At 41.9% G+C, this 15,766-nt stretch carries 17 protein-coding genes; 1 reads left to right on the top strand and 16 read right to left on the bottom strand.

Going from position 1 to position 15,766, the window contains the following annotated elements; genetic code table 11:
• The first annotated feature begins 189 nt into the window (after positions 1-189).
• Positions 190-1,557 (top strand): glycine--tRNA ligase, encoded by a 1,368-nt coding sequence (locus ACH6CZ_RS01570; protein ID WP_374096491.1) that lies wholly within the window; start codon positions 190-192, stop codon positions 1,555-1,557.
• A 38-nt stretch (positions 1,558-1,595) separates the two neighbouring features.
• On the opposite strand, the gene recO is transcribed toward ACH6CZ_RS01570, so the two are convergent.
• The 16 genes from recO to mtaB form a co-directional block, all read right to left on the bottom strand.
• Positions 1,596-2,366: a DNA repair protein RecO gene (gene recO / locus ACH6CZ_RS01565; RefSeq protein WP_374095679.1), complete on the bottom strand. Its 771-nt coding sequence runs from the start codon at positions 2,364-2,366 to the stop codon at positions 1,596-1,598.
• A 24-nt stretch (positions 2,367-2,390) separates the two neighbouring features.
• Positions 2,391-3,296: a GTPase Era gene (gene era, locus ACH6CZ_RS01560; protein ID WP_374095678.1), complete on the bottom strand. Its 906-nt coding sequence runs from the start codon at positions 3,294-3,296 to the stop codon at positions 2,391-2,393.
• Positions 3,289-3,687, bottom strand: coding sequence for a cytidine deaminase (locus ACH6CZ_RS01555; RefSeq protein WP_374095677.1), 399 nt, complete (start codon positions 3,685-3,687; stop codon positions 3,289-3,291). The genes era and ACH6CZ_RS01555 overlap by 8 nt, the downstream gene beginning before the upstream one ends.
• 136 nt (positions 3,688-3,823) lie before the next feature.
• Positions 3,824-4,186: a diacylglycerol kinase family protein gene (locus tag ACH6CZ_RS01550; RefSeq protein WP_374095676.1), complete on the bottom strand. Its 363-nt coding sequence runs from the start codon at positions 4,184-4,186 to the stop codon at positions 3,824-3,826.
• Positions 4,187-4,188: 2 nt separating this feature from the next.
• The gene (ybeY, locus tag ACH6CZ_RS01545) at positions 4,189-4,665 is read right to left on the bottom strand and encodes an rRNA maturation RNase YbeY (protein WP_374095675.1); all 477 of its coding nucleotides are present in this window, start codon (positions 4,663-4,665) and stop codon (positions 4,189-4,191) included.
• The gene (locus ACH6CZ_RS01540) at positions 4,662-6,809 is read right to left on the bottom strand and encodes an HD family phosphohydrolase (RefSeq protein ID WP_374095674.1); all 2,148 of its coding nucleotides are present in this window, start codon (positions 6,807-6,809) and stop codon (positions 4,662-4,664) included. The genes ybeY and ACH6CZ_RS01540 overlap by 4 nt, the downstream gene beginning before the upstream one ends.
• 335 nt (positions 6,810-7,144) lie before the next feature.
• Positions 7,145-8,110, bottom strand: a complete 966-nt coding sequence (locus tag ACH6CZ_RS01535; protein ID WP_374095673.1) for a PhoH family protein — start codon at positions 8,108-8,110, stop codon at positions 7,145-7,147.
• Positions 8,107-9,282, bottom strand: a complete 1,176-nt coding sequence (gene yqfD / locus ACH6CZ_RS01530; RefSeq protein ID WP_374095672.1) for a sporulation protein YqfD — start codon at positions 9,280-9,282, stop codon at positions 8,107-8,109. The genes ACH6CZ_RS01535 and yqfD overlap by 4 nt, the downstream gene beginning before the upstream one ends.
• Positions 9,275-9,559, bottom strand: a complete 285-nt coding sequence (locus tag ACH6CZ_RS01525; RefSeq protein WP_374095671.1) for a YabP/YqfC family sporulation protein — start codon at positions 9,557-9,559, stop codon at positions 9,275-9,277. The genes yqfD and ACH6CZ_RS01525 overlap by 8 nt, the downstream gene beginning before the upstream one ends.
• Before the next feature lie 53 nt (positions 9,560-9,612).
• Positions 9,613-10,044: a hypothetical protein gene (locus tag ACH6CZ_RS01520; protein ID WP_374095670.1), complete on the bottom strand. Its 432-nt coding sequence runs from the start codon at positions 10,042-10,044 to the stop codon at positions 9,613-9,615.
• Positions 10,045-10,061: 17 nt separating this feature from the next.
• The gene (gene floA / locus ACH6CZ_RS01515) at positions 10,062-11,060 is read right to left on the bottom strand and encodes a flotillin-like protein FloA (RefSeq protein WP_374095669.1); all 999 of its coding nucleotides are present in this window, start codon (positions 11,058-11,060) and stop codon (positions 10,062-10,064) included.
• An 18-nt stretch (positions 11,061-11,078) separates the two neighbouring features.
• Positions 11,079-12,395, bottom strand: a complete 1,317-nt coding sequence (locus ACH6CZ_RS01510) for an NfeD family protein (protein WP_483868534.1) — start codon at positions 12,393-12,395, stop codon at positions 11,079-11,081.
• A gap of 178 nt (positions 12,396-12,573) precedes the next feature.
• Entirely contained in the window at positions 12,574-13,020 is a 447-nt protein-coding gene (locus ACH6CZ_RS01505; protein ID WP_374095668.1) for a GatB/YqeY domain-containing protein, read from the bottom strand.
• 20 nt (positions 13,021-13,040) lie between these two features.
• Positions 13,041-13,214, bottom strand: coding sequence for a 30S ribosomal protein S21 (gene rpsU, locus ACH6CZ_RS01500; protein WP_039809800.1), 174 nt, complete (start codon positions 13,212-13,214; stop codon positions 13,041-13,043).
• Between the two features lie 254 nt (positions 13,215-13,468).
• Positions 13,469-14,137: a deoxyribose-phosphate aldolase gene (gene deoC / locus ACH6CZ_RS01495; protein WP_374095667.1), complete on the bottom strand. Its 669-nt coding sequence runs from the start codon at positions 14,135-14,137 to the stop codon at positions 13,469-13,471.
• A 288-nt stretch (positions 14,138-14,425) separates the two neighbouring features.
• Positions 14,426-15,763 (bottom strand): tRNA (N(6)-L-threonylcarbamoyladenosine(37)-C(2))-methylthiotransferase MtaB, encoded by a 1,338-nt coding sequence (gene mtaB / locus ACH6CZ_RS01490; RefSeq protein WP_374095666.1) that lies wholly within the window; start codon positions 15,761-15,763, stop codon positions 14,426-14,428.
• Positions 15,764-15,766: the final 3 nt, after the last annotated feature.

Genomic DNA, 15,766 nt, shown 5'->3' with positions numbered 1-15,766 from the left:
AAGCCCGGATTAAAGGGAAACGGCACTCTGGAGCAATGCAGTTAATCAAGGTGGATGCGCATGCATCAATCAGGGTGGAACCGCGGTCAAGAAGCACCGTCCCTGGACTAGATAGACCTCTAGTCCAGGGACGGTGCTTTTTTCATGCACAGCAACACTAAAAAGGAGTGACAGGTTATGACGAAAAATATGGATGATATCGTACACATTGCAAAGCACAGAGGATTCGTATTCCCAGGGTCTGAGATTTACGGAGGACTTGCAAACACATGGGATTACGGTCCGCTTGGAATCGAACTGAAAAATAACATAAAAAAGGCATGGTGGAAAAAGTTTATTCAGGAATCTCCACATAATGTCGGTCTTGATGCGTCAATTCTGATGAATCCTAAAACATGGGAAGCATCAGGTCATATCGGAAACTTTAATGATCCGATGATTGACTGCAAAAGCTGTAAAGCAAGACACCGCGCTGATAAGCTGATTGAAGCAGCTATCGAAGAAAAAGGTGAAGAAATTATTGTAGACGGCCTTCCATTCAGCAGAATGGCAGAATTAATTGAAGAATATGATGTAGCATGTCCAACCTGCGGTGCCAAAGATTTCACAGACATCAGACAGTTTAACCTGATGTTCAAAACGCACCAGGGTGTAACAGAAGGTTCTACAAATGAAATTTTCCTGCGTCCTGAAACTGCCCAGGGGATCTTTGTAAACTTTAAAAATGTACAGCGTACAATGAGAAAGCGCGTGCCATTTGGTATCGGTCAGATCGGTAAAAGTTTCAGAAATGAAATTACACCTGGTAACTTTACTTTCCGTACACGTGAGTTTGAACAGATGGAACTTGAGTTTTTCTGTAAGCCTGGTGAAGACCTTGAGTGGTTTGGTTACTGGAGAGAATTCTGTAAGAACTGGCTGCTGAACCTAGGCATGAAAGACGACAGCATGCGTCTGCGTGACCATGATGAAGATGAGCTTTCACACTACAGTAATGCAACAACTGATATCGAATTCAAATTCCCATTCGGCTGGGGTGAGCTATGGGGAATTGCTGACCGTACAGACTTTGACCTGAAGCAGCATATGGAACATTCGAATGAAGACTTTACGTATCTTGATCAGCAGACAAATGAGAAGTATGTACCGTACTGCATTGAACCTTCACTTGGTGCTGACCGCGTAACGCTTGCATTCCTGTGCGATGCTTATGAAGAAGAGGAACTTGAAAATGACAGCAGAACAGTTCTTCGCTTCCACCCTGCATTAGCGCCATATAAAGCCGCTGTACTTCCGCTTTCCAAAAAGCTCGGCAGTGAAGCAATCAAGGTATTTGAACAGCTTTCACAGCACTTCATGGTTGATTATGATGAGTCTCAATCAATCGGTAAGCGTTACAGAAGACAGGATGAAATCGGTACACCGTACTGCATTACATTTGATTTTGATTCTTTAGAAGATCAGCAGGTCACAGTCCGTAACCGTGACACAATGGAACAGATCCGTATGCCAATCGCTGAAGTACAGGCGTTCATTGAAGATAAAATCAAATTTTAATCTATCCACTAAAAAAAGCGTGCAGCTGCACGCTTTTTTTATGTGTCTTTTGGACCTTCCATCGTTTTTTTCATGCGGTCCATCTGATCGAGGAACGATCTTGATTTGGCATAAACGCCTACATATTCATCGTAATAGGTCCTGATCACTTTTTTTATTTCCTGCTTGGTGCTATCCTGCAGTGAAACTTTTCCAAGCCTTTGCAGGTCAATGAAATAAAAGAGTCTGATGACCCGTACCGCTTTACCTGACAGCGGTAGCCGGTAATCGTCAAGATGTTTACAGCGATGACAAAGAAAGCCGTTCATTCTGAAAGAAAACGAAAAGTCCCCTTCCCCTGCCGCGCAGTTTACACACTGATTCAATACCGGCTGAACACCAAACAAAGGAAGCAGCTTCAGTTCGAAAATATAAGAGATCACTTCTTCATCATAGCCTTCATTGATCAATGCATATGATTGCTGCAGGAGTTCAAATAAGAATGGGTTCGGTTTTCTGTCCTCTACCGCTTTATCCAGAAGCTCAGCCATATAAGCTGCAAAGGCGGCTTTATAAAGGTCCTCTTTCATCGTTCTCGATGAACTGATCATATCCCCCTGCTGAAGTGATCCCATACCGCTGCCGCCGTGATAAAGATAGATTCCATGCGTAAACATTTGAGAAACAGAAGAAAGGCGGCTATTGGTCTTTTTAGCACCACGTGCCATCAGTGCCACTTTCCCGAGCTCTCTTGTAAAGAGAATCACTACTTTATTTGTTTCACCATAATCCCTTGTCCGGATGACAATTCCTTCACACTTATGAAGCATTCGTCAAATCTCCTTTAGGCAGGCTTAGTACTCCTTATCGTTAAAACCGAAGTCTCTTAAGCTGTTCGCTTTATTCCGCCAGTCTTTTTGTACTTTCACCCATAATTCCAGATATACTTTGGACCCTAACAGATTTTCAATATCTTCACGCGCGCGCTGACCAATTTCCTTCAACATTGCGCCTCTCTTACCAATGACGATTCCTTTTTGAGAATCCCGTTCCACAACGATTGTCGCCATGATATCGATCACTTCTCTACCCTTTTCCTTCTTAATCTGCTCAATTGAGACTGCAATTGAGTGCGGTATTTCTTCGCGGGTTAAGTGAAGGGCTTTTTCACGGATCAGTTCAGAAATAATAAACCGTTCCGGGTGATCTGTTACCTGGTCAGCCGGATAATACTGTGGACCTTCCGGTAGGTATTCAGATATTTGATTCAATAAAACCTCCACGTTATTTCCTTCAAGCGCGGAAATCGGAACCGTTTCAGTGAATTCAAACTTTGAACGGTACTGGTCAATGACAGGCAGCAGCTCATCAGGGTGTACAGTATCGATCTTATTCAGGACTAGGAAAACAGGTGTTTTAACGCCTTGAAGGAGTTCCATGATGTATTCATCTCCACGGCCATACCCTTCATCTACGTTGACCATAAATAAAATCAGGTCAACTTCACGAAACGTATTTGTAGCCATTTTAATCATGAAGTCCCCAAGCTTATGCTTAGGCTTGTGAATACCAGGAGTGTCAATAAAGACCATCTGACTGTCATTTGTCGTCAGCACACCCTGGATTTTGTTTCTCGTCGTTTGAGGCTTGTCACTCATGATCGCAATTTTCTGGCCGATCACACGATTCAGGAAAGTTGATTTTCCTACATTTGGTCTTCCTACAATTGAGATAAATCCAGATTTATGTTTATTATCCATTTAAATCCTCCGGCATAAATGCACCAGGAAGCAGTTCAGCTACTGTTAATTCCTGAATGTCTCCTGATAAATTTGTTAAGTAAACAGTCATCTCCTGCGGGCAAAGTTCAGCGATGACCTGACGGCAGGCTCCACACGGGGGAACCGGACGCTTTGTATCAGCGACGACAGCAATTGCCTTAAATTTACGGTCGCCTTCCGCAAACGCTTTAAAAAGCGCTGTCCGCTCAGCACAGTTACACATGCTGTATGCTGCATTCTCAATATTACAGCCGTGATGCACTTTTCCGTCTTCAGTCAGCAGTGCAGCCCCGACTTTAAATTTTGAATATGGCACGTAAGCTTTTTCACGCGCTTCTTTTGCTTCTTTAATTAACTGATTGGAATTCATATAAATACTCCTTTAATAAAATATCGTGATATTTTTCGGGTTAAAAAAAGGAGAAGACTCACCGAACCGGTTAAGTAATTCTCCTTACACTTTATTATACTACAAATACGTACTGAATTAATGTAAAAACTCTGTATTACATAAACGAGAGTATTTTAGGTATAAAAATGATTGCCCCCGCAATCGCAGCTGCTATTGAAAAGATCAATACGGATGCCGCTCCTGCATCTTTAGCTTTTTTAGCCAGCGGATGGTTTTCAGGAGAGATCAGATCAACTGTACGTTCTACTGCCGTATTGATCAGTTCCAGTGCCATCACATTTCCGATCGCCGCAATGATGATCAGCCATTCAATTGCATTCAGCTGAAATAAGAACCCGGCAGCGATTGTAAAAACAGCTGCAACCGAATGAAACCTGAAATTCTGTTCCTGTTTAAAAACATCTTTCAATCCATGTCCGGCATATTTGAAAGAAAGCAGAAATTTCTTCGGCTTCATCATCAAGTCCTCGAAAGTCCAAATCCTTTTAATAATTCATCCTGTCTGCCAAACATTGCCACTTCATCTTGTTCAGTCATATGGTCATACCCAAGGAGATGTAAAAAGCCGTGAAGCGCCAGAAAGCCAAGCTCCCTTGAGAAGGAATGGCCGTAATCTTCAGCCTGCTCCTTTGCCTTTTCAACTGAAATGATAATATCTCCAAGCACTCTTGGCATATCAGCTGCAGAAATAATATCAATTTCATCTTCAGTCATTTCTTCTAATGCGAATGAAATGACGTCTGTCGGCTTATCTTTTCCACGGAAGTCTCTGTTAATGACTCTGATTTGTTCATTGTTCACAAATGAAATAGAACACTCCGCTTCCTTTATTCCTTCTTCTTTCGCAGCAAATGAAAGAAGGTCGCTGATTAGCTTTTCATCTTCTTCTGACAGCAGTTCAGTTTCATCTATAAAATCTAAGTGCAGTGTTGTCATGCTTCCTTCTTCCTCTCTTCACTTTTAAAGTCAGGATATTCAATTCTTGAGTGAAAAATCCCGTTAAGCGTTTCGCAGAATACTTTTTTAATGGTTTCAAGCTGTTTAATTGTAATATCACACTCATTGAACTGTCCATCCTGCAGTCTATCCTGAACGATGGATTCCACAAGCTTTTTAATTTTATCAGGCGTCGGATCTTTCATGGATCTAACAGCAGCTTCAACACTATCAGCCACTGATATAACAGCTGTTTCTCTGGTCCTCGGTCTCGGGCCGGGGTATCTGTAATCATCCTCTTTTAGATCAAGTCCCTTTTCCTTCGCTTTATAATAGAAAAACTTTAACATTGTCGTTCCGTGATGCTGCTCTGCAATATCAATAAATTCACCTGGCAGCTTATATTTACGCAGCATGTCCGCACCTTCTTTTGCATGCGATATGATAATATCCCGCGAAGTTTGAGGGTCTAAATGATCATGCGGGTTATGACCTGACATCTGGTTTTCAATAAAGTAATGAGGTCTTTTGGTTTTGCCGATATCATGATAATAGCAGCCGACACGTGCAAGTAATCCGTTTGCACCGATCGCTTCACATCCCGCTTCAGCAAGATTGGCAACCATCACACTATGATGATAGGTGCCTGGTGCTTCAGTCAGAATTTTTTTCAAAAGTGGGTGATTAGGATTTGAAAGCTCGACCAGTTTCATTGTTGATAATATACCAAAGCCTGACTCGAACAACGGAAGAAGTCCGATTGTCAGTATTGATGACAGTACACCTGAAATCACTGCAAACACTGCAAAGAGCGTATAATCAATCGCAGAGAATTGACCACTTTCAATCAGCGTAACGGAAAACAGAAAAATAAGGTTTGCAGCTGACACAAAAAGTCCCGCTCTCAGTAAATGAGTTCTTCTTTTACTATCTGAAAGAAATAAAATGCCTGCAAGTCCGCTGAATAGGAAGTATAGCGAAACTTCAACGTTCACAGCGCCAGTCATCATATCATTAAAAATAATACTTGCGCAAAGCGCCTGAATCATCGTGATAATGAGTGCAACTCTGGTATTCACCATACTTTTTATCAGCATCGGCGCCATTGCAGCAGGGAATAAATATCCTACCTGCAGAATCTCAAGCTCCCGGATTAACTCTGCTGCTTTCATCAGTGAAAGAGAAAGGAGCAGTATCATGCTGACTAACACTAAATATAATCCTTTTTTGTCTTCACTGATCTTCCATGATGAAAAGTGGAAGTGGATGATTAACATAATTAATAAAGAGAATAATGCCAGACCGATATAGGGCTCAGGACTCGCTTCGTTTGTCGTCAATCCGAGTGCATCCAGCTGTCTGTAGACATCTCTGTCAATCAGATATCCTTTTTGCACAATCACCTGTCCTTCAAGGATCTGGACCGGTTCAACCGCTTCCACCGCCTGTGCAATTCTTGCCTCAGTCTGATCAGGGTCATAAATATTATTTTCCACTACAGCAAACCTTGCCAGGTCCATCGAAGCACTGGTCAGCTCATCACTTAATGAGAACTGGGCAATATAATCTGCAGCCTCATTCTTTTTTACAAGTGCTTCTTCTTGTTTGAAAGGTTCCTGCATAACCCTTTCAACCTGATCAATCGTAGTCCCTTTGGCTTCTTCAAGCCCCTGATCAGAAGCAGAGAGAAGCTGCCTGAAGGTTTGGTCTGAAATTGATTCAGTTACATTTTCTGATACATCTTCAGATAAAGCATTTTTCAGCTGATCAAGCATTTCAGCAGTTACAGTCTGATCTGCTGAAGGCTCCTCTTCATCCGGCGTGAGATTAAAGTCCTTCGCAAATTCAAAAATTGAATTGATCAGAGAGGTTCTGTTATCAGTTGTTTCAGGCCTGTATTGATAGACAGGTTCAACTTCAGCTGCCGCTCTTTCTTTTTCAGCTTCTGTAAGCCGTTCATCAACAATTGTTTTTGATGATCGGATCGTCTCATCGGCAACTGAAAAAAGACGGGTATTATAAGTATCAGGACTCACATGAGAATAAAGCAGCAGAAACGAAGCAAGTCCTACTATTGATAACAGAATCCATTTAAAAAAAGTATAATGTAAAAGATCCTTCATCTTTCGGACCCAGTTCTGCATAAAATCCTCTCCCGCTATACTAGTATGTAAGAAATTAGATGTACCTTGATTATTAGTATAGCAAAAAATGTATAGTTTCGATATTAGACATTTGGAAAGATAAAAAAGAGGCTGAGACATCATGATAAATGTCTCAGCCTCTATAACCGTTCCGCTGCGCTTCGGGGCGGATGCTTTCCGGACGGAGCTTGCTGAGCCTCCTCGCCTTCGGCTGTGGGGTCTCAGCTTCCCTCTAATCGTCCCGGAGTCACCGCCCTACGCTACGCTACACTTAATAAACTTTTTATAAATTGCAGATAACTTATACTTCCCTTTATAAGGACTATCAATAAAAATTAAACGCTGCCTTTTTGATCGTAGGCTCCGATTATTTTTGCTACAAGGGGATGTCTGACGACGTCTGCCTGGTCGAGGTAGTTAAATCCGATACCTGGCACACCTTTTAATATTTTTTGTGCCGCAACCAGACCGGATTCCATTCCATTTGGAAGGTCAACCTGACTCTGATCACCTGTTATCACCATTTTCGAACCGAATCCAAGACGCGTTAAAAACATCTTCATCTGAGCGTAGGTGGTATTCTGTGCTTCATCAAGTATGACAAAAGCATCGTCAAGTGTACGGCCTCTCATATAGGCAAGAGGGGCAATTTCAATTACGCCTCTTTCAATAAACCGCTGCGTCTGCTCTGTGCCAAGCACATCGTGAAGCGCATCATATAACGGTCTTAAATAAGGATCTACTTTTTCTTTTAGATCACCCGGCAGAAAACCAAGGCTCTCTCCCGCTTCTACAGCGGGTCTTGTCAGGATGATTTTTTTCACTTTATTATTTTTTAACGCGTGGACTGCAAGCACCACCGCAAGATAAGTTTTACCGGTACCAGCAGGACCAATCCCAAACACCAGGTCTTTTTTTCGTATTTCATTTACATACTGGCGCTGACCCATCGTTTTTGCTCTGATCGGCTTGCCCTTGGCGTTTTTCGTAATTTCTTCATCATACAGCTCATCGAAATATTCAATTGTTCCTCTGTGAGACATCTGAACCGCATAGATGACATCTCTCTGACTGATTTGAATCCCTTTTCTGATTACGCCAAGCAATTGGCTGATCACATTTTTTGCTTTTTCAATATCTTCGTTCTTCCCGGTTATACGCAAAGATTCTCCACGGGAAATTATTGATATATCCAGATCGTCTTCAATTGTTTTAAGATGTGTATCAGAATTCCCAAAAAGCTGTACTGCCTCATTCGGATCTTCCAATTTGATGTCTACAGTAATCCGTTCTTCAATCATTCGCGTGTCTCCTCAGTAAAAGGTTTTGGTTCAGCAATATTTTCTAAAACTTCATAGAAAATTGTTAATTTAACTTTACCATTCTCAATATCTTCATGCAAAATTTTCTCCTCCAGAATCTGCCCGTTTCCCTCTGCAGTGGTAAGGACATTTTTTCTAGCGATCCCCTTTAACAACTCTCTATACTGTTCTTCTGAAAAAGCCGTTTCAATTTCCGTTACTTCTTTATATTGATGTTCAAGCAATTGAACAGGTAAATCAAAGCCGAACACCGATAAATTTTTCATCTCTGACTGTTTCAACTGTTTTTCAAAAGGATTTTTTTTATAAGCTGTATATGGGGTTTGAAAACCTTTGAATTGAAGTGCGTATTTGCTGTATGTTTGTCCTGTAAATTTCTTCACTTTACTTTTAACTGGCATATTGACACTGACCGTATACCACGTCTGCGCAGTTACAGTGCCATTCGCTCTGACCGCTTTTTCATATCCTTCTCTGCCGATATAACCTGACACCAGAATTTCACCTTTCTCAACAACATCCCCTCTTTTAACAGCAGGTGTTCCTGAACTAACAGATAATGTATGTATCGTTCCGGTTTTTGAAGCAACAAGATGCAGCGGCTTGTCCTGTTCACTCTGTTGCAAGAAGTCCTTTTCTCTCAGGCTAACAATTAATTTTGAACCTTTCCTTTCAAAATCACTCCAGGATAATTGTTCAATTTCTTTATACAATACCGCAGAGCTTTGCTGATTCAGTAAAAGGTCTGAGTGCCGGACACCAGGCTTAATGCCGTTATTACTTAATACTTCAGCCGCTTCATCTCTGATCTCAGGCGTTGCACCAGTTATCTCAACTGCCCAAATGTATTGAAAGGCCTGAAGAAATATGAAGACCGTTAACAAAAACGCTGCGATCGATGGTACGTGCGTTCGGATAAATGAAACGACCTTATGATTTTTTCCTTCACTTGAAATTGAGACGCTGCAACCGGAGCGGCGGACAACTTTCCTTAATTGATAAAGATCTGTATATCGGATGATAAATGTGACATTTCCATCTACATATACAATATCCTTCAAAGAGACTTTATTCAGTAATAACCTGTTGAGCACAAGACTGCTGCTTTTTCCCGACAGCTTAACTTTTACATTCAGGAACTGTTTAATCATCCGAGTGTCCCTTTAACTGAATATCTTTAATCTCTCCCTGCAGAGATGCATATTCACTTGTCAGACTGCTGATCATCATGTGTTCACCGGTAATGGTCACCACTCCAGACTTAACGTGAAACGAAATGGATGAATCTGAATAACGGAGTAAACCTTTATGATTTTCTATTTTTACAGTTTTACACGCAACCCATTCAATCTTCGGCAAATCTGTTATTAAGTCTTCAGGCAGGTCCAGCCAGTCAGCAGCCCGGCTTAACCAATGTTTTTTAACCATGTAAAAAACCCCCTCCAGTTAAGATTATGTCTTAACTAAAGGGGGCATGACATTCAATGTCTGTGCTTACGTTTTGCTCTTGGAGGACCAAGCACCTCAGCAAAGATGATACCGTTGACTACATCGCTTGGTTGTAACTCTTTTCTGATAGTGATATCAGACTCTTTGATCGGATCCGGCTTCTTAGGCGGTCGAACCCGGCTTTCAGCTGTGATTTCCTGTGATACTACAGGCTCACTCTGTTTTTTCAACTGAGATTCTTCACGAGGTTCCCGCTTTGGTCTTTGTGACTCTTCAAATATTTTTCTCTGCTTATCATATTCCTCTGCAAGCTCTTTTGCATGCTTGTCAAACGTTTCTTTCAGGTTCCTGGGTTTAGATACTGTAGGCTTTTGTACCGGCGGTTTTTCTGCAGGTGCTTCCTTCTTCTGTTTATTTAGAAGACTGATGACACCCGCGATGATCGCCATAATAATAATCTCCACGGAGTCAGCCTCCTAAATTAGTTTTTGCTGTCACCTTTGTCGTCTTGATTACCAGTAATTTTACCAATAGAGTCTCTCATATCCGTATCTGCATCAATGTTCTTGATATTCATATAATCCATCACACCAATGTTTCCTTCACGGAGTGCTTCAGCCATCGCTAGTGGAACTTCAGCTTCAGCTTCCACAACCTTCGCACGCATTTCTTCAACGCGCGCTTTCATTTCCTGCTCTTGTGCTACGGCCATTGCACGACGTTCTTCCGCTTTCGCCTGCGCAATATTCTTATCTGCCTCAGCCTGCTCTGTCTGCAGCTCTGCACCGATGTTTTTACCGATATCGACATCCGCAATATCAATCGACAGGATTTCAAATGCCGTACCTGAATCCAGCCCTTTACCAAGTACAGTCTGTGAGATAAGATCCGGGTTTTCAAGTACCTTCTTGTGGTTATCACTCGAACCAATCGTACTGACAATCCCCTCACCGACACGGGCTACGATGGTATCTTCACCGGCACCACCAACGAGTCGGTCAATATTTGCACGTACTGTAATTCTTGCTTTCGCTTTTACTTCAATTCCATCCATTGCAACACCAGCAATAAATGGTGTTTCAATTACTTTAGGATTTACACTCATCTGAACTGCCTGCAGCACATCACGTCCTGCTAGGTCAATCGCTGCACATCGTTCAAATGCAAGCTCAATATTTGCTCGCTGCGCTGCAATTAATGCATTGACTACGCGGTCAACATTACCACCTGCAAGATAGTGGCTTTCAAGCTGGTTAATGCTTACGTCTACGCCAGCTTTATGTGCTTTGATCATCGGGTTAATGACACGGCTCGGAATAACCCTTCTTAATCTCATACCAATTAAAGTAAAGATACTGACTTTAACACCTGCTGCTAATGCTGAAATCCATAGTGCGACCGGTACAAATGTAAACAGTACACTAAGGGCAATCACTGCAGCAACAACAATGATAATTAACGTAATTGCTTCTGTCCCCATTCCATTCACTCCTTAAAATTATTCAGCTTCTCTGACCACAATGCGTGACCCTTCAACTTTTACAACTAATACTTTCTGATCTTTATTAATGTATCCACCCTCACTCACAGCATCAATGCGTTCATTCTCTATGATGATTGTGCCTGAGGGTCTTAATGCTGTTCTGGCTACGCCAATCTGCCCAATCAGTTCATGACGATTCACATTTGACACATAACCACTTTCCGTACTGGTTGAATCACTTAATATAATTTTTTTCAGCAAATGAAGATTTTTACCAAGGAATTTCACCATTATCACCATCCCAATAACTGCAGCTAAAATCGCTACAGATAATGCAATCCCCATAAATGCGATACTTTCACCTGCAAGCAGGATACTGACAAAGATTGCAACAAGTCCTGCAATTCCGAGAATACCACCCGGCACGAAGAACTCTGCTATCACCAGGCCTATCCCAATCAGAAATAAAATTAAAACTTCCATCCCTGCAAGTCCCGCGATTAAATGACCGAAGAAGAACAGCAGCAGCGCACCAAGTCCGAGTGAACCAGCAATCCCAAATCCGGGCGAGTACAATTCAAGCACAAGTCCCAGACTGGCCATTGAAAGGAGAATCGGTATAACAATCGGATTGGTGACAAAACGTGCCAGGTTTTCTGTAAAAGTTGGTTCTATTGATACCAGTTCAGCATCACCAAAACCTAGATCTGCTATTAATTCGTCCAGGCTTGCAAAAGTCCCTTCAGAATATCCACGCTCTTCAGCAGTTGAAGGTGTGAAGGTTAACAGTTCTCCTTCGTCAACAAGTCCGGGTATTTCAACGGATTGATCTACCATCGCCTCTGCATAAATCGGGTCTCTGTTTTTATCTGAAGACTCTGCAGCGTTGATCATCGCTGCAAGCCAGGCGCTCTGTGCTTTCCTGTCAGCATCTCCACCTGCACTTGTAATGACTGCGGATGCGCCCATTTTTCCTGAAGGTGACATATAAATTTCATCAGCATATAATGCAATGTATGACCCAGCTGATAATGCATTAGGGTTAATATATGCAATCAGATCAACCTGACTGTCCAGCATGATCTCACCGATTTCTTCAGCTGCATTGACTGCACCGCCCGGCGTATTAATATCAAGAATTAATGCTTCTGCATCATTTTCTTCAGCCTCATCAATCGATCTTTCAAGGAATGCTGCTAACCCTCTCTCAACCTCTTTCTTAACCGGAGCCACATACACTTTCTGACCATTGGCATCTGCTGGCTGTACAAAAGAAAACACTGACATTAAGACAACAAAGGCAGCTAACAGTTTCACTCCGATCATTTTCATTTTACTCCCCCCTTCTATCTGCCAGTGACTGAGTAGCTTTTCATGACTTACCTACTATACGTATGTATCAAAGAAAGGTTTCACTTTTATTCTGAATGTTCAATATAAAAAAATCAAGCCGCGTTGCACATTGCAAACACGGCTTGATTTGTCTGAACCTGATTAAACAAATTCAGTTTTATGATAAGTGTTGGAGAACCATTTTATTAATACGGGCTCCATCAGCCTTGCCTTTTACTTTAGGCATGATACTGCTCATCACTTTGCCCATATCAGCTTTAGAGGAAGCGTTTGTTTCATTGATCGTTTCGATTACAATGACTTCAAGCTCTTCTTCAGTCAATTGACGGGGCATATAGGTCTCAATTAAGGCGATTTCATCAAGAAGCTTGTCAGAAAGATCTTCTCTTCCTGCAGATTTAAATTCAGCATAAGAATCTTTCCGCTGTTTAAGTTCGCGTGAAAGTACGGTCAATTCTTCATCTACAGTTAAATCACTGTGACTAAGCTTATATCCTTCATTCTGCAACGAAGACTTAAGCATCCGGATCACTGAAAGACGTTCCTTTTCCTTATTTCTCATTGCTGTTTTCATATCTTCATTCAGACGATCTAACATACTCACTTCATGCACCTGCTCCTATATTAGAATTTGCGCTTTCTTGCAGCTTCAGACTTTTTCTTACGCTTAACGCTTGGCTTTTCATAGAATTCACGCTTTCTGAACTCCTGAAGAGTACCAGCCTTTGATGTAGTCTTTTTAAAGCGGCGAAGAGCATCTTCGAGTGATTCGTTTTTACGAACGACCGTTTTTGACATCTCTAATTCCCTCCCTCCGAACACTACGCTTACATATTCAAGCAAAGAGAATCACATATGTGAATTCTTCATTGCATGCAGTAAGATAGGGATACTTACTGACATTCATGGTTAATCCCATGTACTTATACAGTATAAACCAAGTATTTGTGCTGGTCAACAGGTATTCGAAAGAATAAGAAGCCTTTTCACCTCTATATTACGAGATGAAAAGACTTCTAGATTTAAGATGAAATTCAATGAGACAGTTTATCTTAATAATCGCTGTCTGCAGTTTGTCCCTGAATAATTTTAATTCCAGCACTTGCGCCAAGACGTGTAGCACCAGCATCGATCATTGCCTTCGCATCTTCAGCTGAGCGAACGCCACCTGAAGCTTTCACACCAAGGTCAGGACCGACTGTTTTTCTCATAAGTGCGATATCTTCAGGCGTAGCACCGCCACCAGAGAAGCCTGTAGAAGTTTTCACGTAATCAGTACCTGCTTCAACCGCAAGTTCACATGCTTTCACTTTTTCTTCTTCAGTAAGAAGTGACGTTTCGATGATGACTTTTGTCAGTGCTTTTCCTTTTGCAGCAGCTGTTACAGCCTGAATGTCCTGCTTGACTGTATCAAATTCTCCGCTTTTAAGTGCACCAATATTGATGACCATATCCACTTCTGTAGCACCGTCTTCAATTGCCTGCTTTGTTTCGAAAGCTTTCGTTTCAGTAGCAGATGCCCCGAGTGGGAAGCCGATTACCGTGCAGACCTTTACATCAGTTGACTGTAAAAGTTCTGATGAAAGTTTAACCCAGTATGGATTTACACAGACAGACATAAAGCCGTGTTCTGCTGCTTCCTCGCACAGGTTTGTAATCTGTTCTTTTGTTGCTTCCGGTTTTAATAGTGTATGATCGATCATTTTTGCGATTTGTGACATGGTTATTTCCCCTTTTCAATTAGATGTACGTACCTATTTTAACACTAAGCGGTGTAAATGCCTAATAAAAAAAGACTGGGACATCATAAAATATGTCCAGTCTTGGTAACCGTTTCGCTTCACTTCAGGCGGATGCTTTCCGGACGGAGGTTGCTGAGCCTCCTCAGCCTGCGGCTTCCGGGGTCTCAGCTACCCTCTATTCGTCCCGGAGTCACCGCCTTACGCTCCGCTACACTTTTATTTAGTTAAAATAAAGATGTTTTCTCATCGAAAGTTATTGTTCAGCACTTATACAGTTAATTCTTCTTCAAGCACTCTGACAAATTCACCTTTGTTGTAAGGGTAGCCTGATTCTGTGATTTTTACTTTGACGAGCTTGCCAACCATTTCTTCATTAGCAGGGAACACAACTTTCAGATAGTTGTCTGTGTAACCGACATAGAGGGTACCGGTTGCGTCTTCTTTGAACGGCTCTTCAGGGATCACTTCAAGTACTTCGTCCTGATAGTTTGAAGCGTATTCTTTCGCAAGCTGATCTGAAAGTGAGATCAGTCTGTGAACGCGTTCATTTTTGATCTCTTCATCCACCTGATCATCCATTCTAGCTGCCGGTGTTCCTGTACGTTTAGAGTAAGGGAACACATGAAGCTCTGAGAATTTCTGTTCACGGATAAAGTTGTATGTTTCCATAAATTCTTCTTCGGTTTCACCAGGGAATCCTACGATCACATCTGATGTGACCGCGAGACCAGGAAGTGCTTTTTTAAGTTTTTCCAGTCTTTCAGCGAAAAACTCCATTGTATATTTTCTTCTCATTCTCTTTAAGACCGTGTTAGATCCCGACTGCAGCGGGATATGCAGGTGGTTAACCACCATTTTAGAACGGTCAATGACTTCAATGACTTCATCAGTCAGCTGACTCGCTTCGATGGAAGATATACGGATACGCTTCAGACCTTTTACCTTTTCTTCAAGATCTGTCAGCAGCATAGCCAGGTTGTAATCTTTCATATCTTCACCATAGCCGCCTGTATGAATTCCCGTAAGAACAATTTCTTTATATCCCGCTTCTACAAGCTGCTGTGCCTGCCTGATGACTTCTTCAGGATCTCTTGATCGCATAAGCCCCCGTGCCCACGGGATAATACAGAAGGTGCAGAAATTATTACAGCCTTCCTGAATTTTCAGCGAAGCGCGTGTACGGTCAGTAAAGGCCGGTACATCAAGCTCTTCATAGACACGATTTTTCATAATGTTCGTTACGCCGTTGATCGGCTGGCGTTCCTGTCTGTATTGCTCAATGTAATCAAGCATTTTTGTACGGTCCTGCGTTCCGACAACAATATCCACTCCGGGAATCGCCATGATTTCTGCAGGTGAAGTCTGTGCATAGCATCCAGTTACACAAATAACGGCATCAGGATTTTTACGAATGGCACGTCTGATAACCTGACGGCTTTTTTTATCTCCTGTGTTCGTTACAGTGCAAGTATTAATCACATATACATCAGACGACTGTTCATACTCCACTCTGTCATATCCATTTGCTTTAAACAGCTGCCAAATCGCTTCTGTTTCATAATGGTTTACTTTACATCCCAACGTATGAAATGCGACTGTTCCCATTTT

Source organism: Jeotgalibacillus sp. JSM ZJ347 (genome assembly GCF_044383825.1).
GTDB lineage: Bacteria > Bacillota > Bacilli > Bacillales > Jeotgalibacillaceae > Jeotgalibacillus.
Note: the sequence above shows the minus strand (reverse complement) of the source record. Positions and strands in the feature narration are given on the sequence as shown.

Excerpts from the sequence above, each read along its gene's own strand:
- ACH6CZ_RS01570 (WP_374096491.1), top strand. The coding sequence starts at position 190 with ATGGATGATATCGTACACATTGCAAAGCACAGAGGATTCGTATTCCCA.
- recO (WP_374095679.1), bottom strand. The coding sequence starts at position 2,366 with ATGCTTCATAAGTGTGAAGGAATTGTCATCCGGACAAGGGATTATGGT.
- era (WP_374095678.1), bottom strand. The coding sequence starts at position 3,296 with ATGGATAATAAACATAAATCTGGATTTATCTCAATTGTAGGAAGACCA.
- ACH6CZ_RS01555 (WP_374095677.1), bottom strand. The coding sequence starts at position 3,687 with ATGAATTCCAATCAGTTAATTAAAGAAGCAAAAGAAGCGCGTGAAAAA.
- ACH6CZ_RS01550 (WP_374095676.1), bottom strand. The coding sequence starts at position 4,186 with ATGAAGCCGAAGAAATTTCTGCTTTCTTTCAAATATGCCGGACATGGA.
- ybeY (WP_374095675.1), bottom strand. The coding sequence starts at position 4,665 with ATGACAACACTGCACTTAGATTTTATAGATGAAACTGAACTGCTGTCA.
- ACH6CZ_RS01540 (WP_374095674.1), bottom strand. The coding sequence starts at position 6,809 with ATGCAGAACTGGGTCCGAAAGATGAAGGATCTTTTACATTATACTTTT.
- ACH6CZ_RS01535 (WP_374095673.1), bottom strand. The coding sequence starts at position 8,110 with ATGATTGAAGAACGGATTACTGTAGACATCAAATTGGAAGATCCGAAT.
- yqfD (WP_374095672.1), bottom strand. The coding sequence starts at position 9,282 with ATGATTAAACAGTTCCTGAATGTAAAAGTTAAGCTGTCGGGAAAAAGC.
- ACH6CZ_RS01525 (WP_374095671.1), bottom strand. The coding sequence starts at position 9,559 with ATGGTTAAAAAACATTGGTTAAGCCGGGCTGCTGACTGGCTGGACCTG.
- floA (WP_374095669.1), bottom strand. The coding sequence starts at position 11,060 with ATGGGGACAGAAGCAATTACGTTAATTATCATTGTTGTTGCTGCAGTG.
- ACH6CZ_RS01510 (WP_483868534.1), bottom strand. The coding sequence starts at position 12,395 with ATGAAAATGATCGGAGTGAAACTGTTAGCTGCCTTTGTTGTCTTAATG.
- rpsU (WP_039809800.1), bottom strand. The coding sequence starts at position 13,214 with ATGTCAAAAACGGTCGTTCGTAAAAACGAATCACTCGAAGATGCTCTT.
- deoC (WP_374095667.1), bottom strand. The coding sequence starts at position 14,137 with ATGTCACAAATCGCAAAAATGATCGATCATACACTATTAAAACCGGAA.
- mtaB (WP_374095666.1), bottom strand. The coding sequence starts at position 15,763 with ATGGGAACAGTCGCATTTCATACGTTGGGATGTAAAGTAAACCATTAT.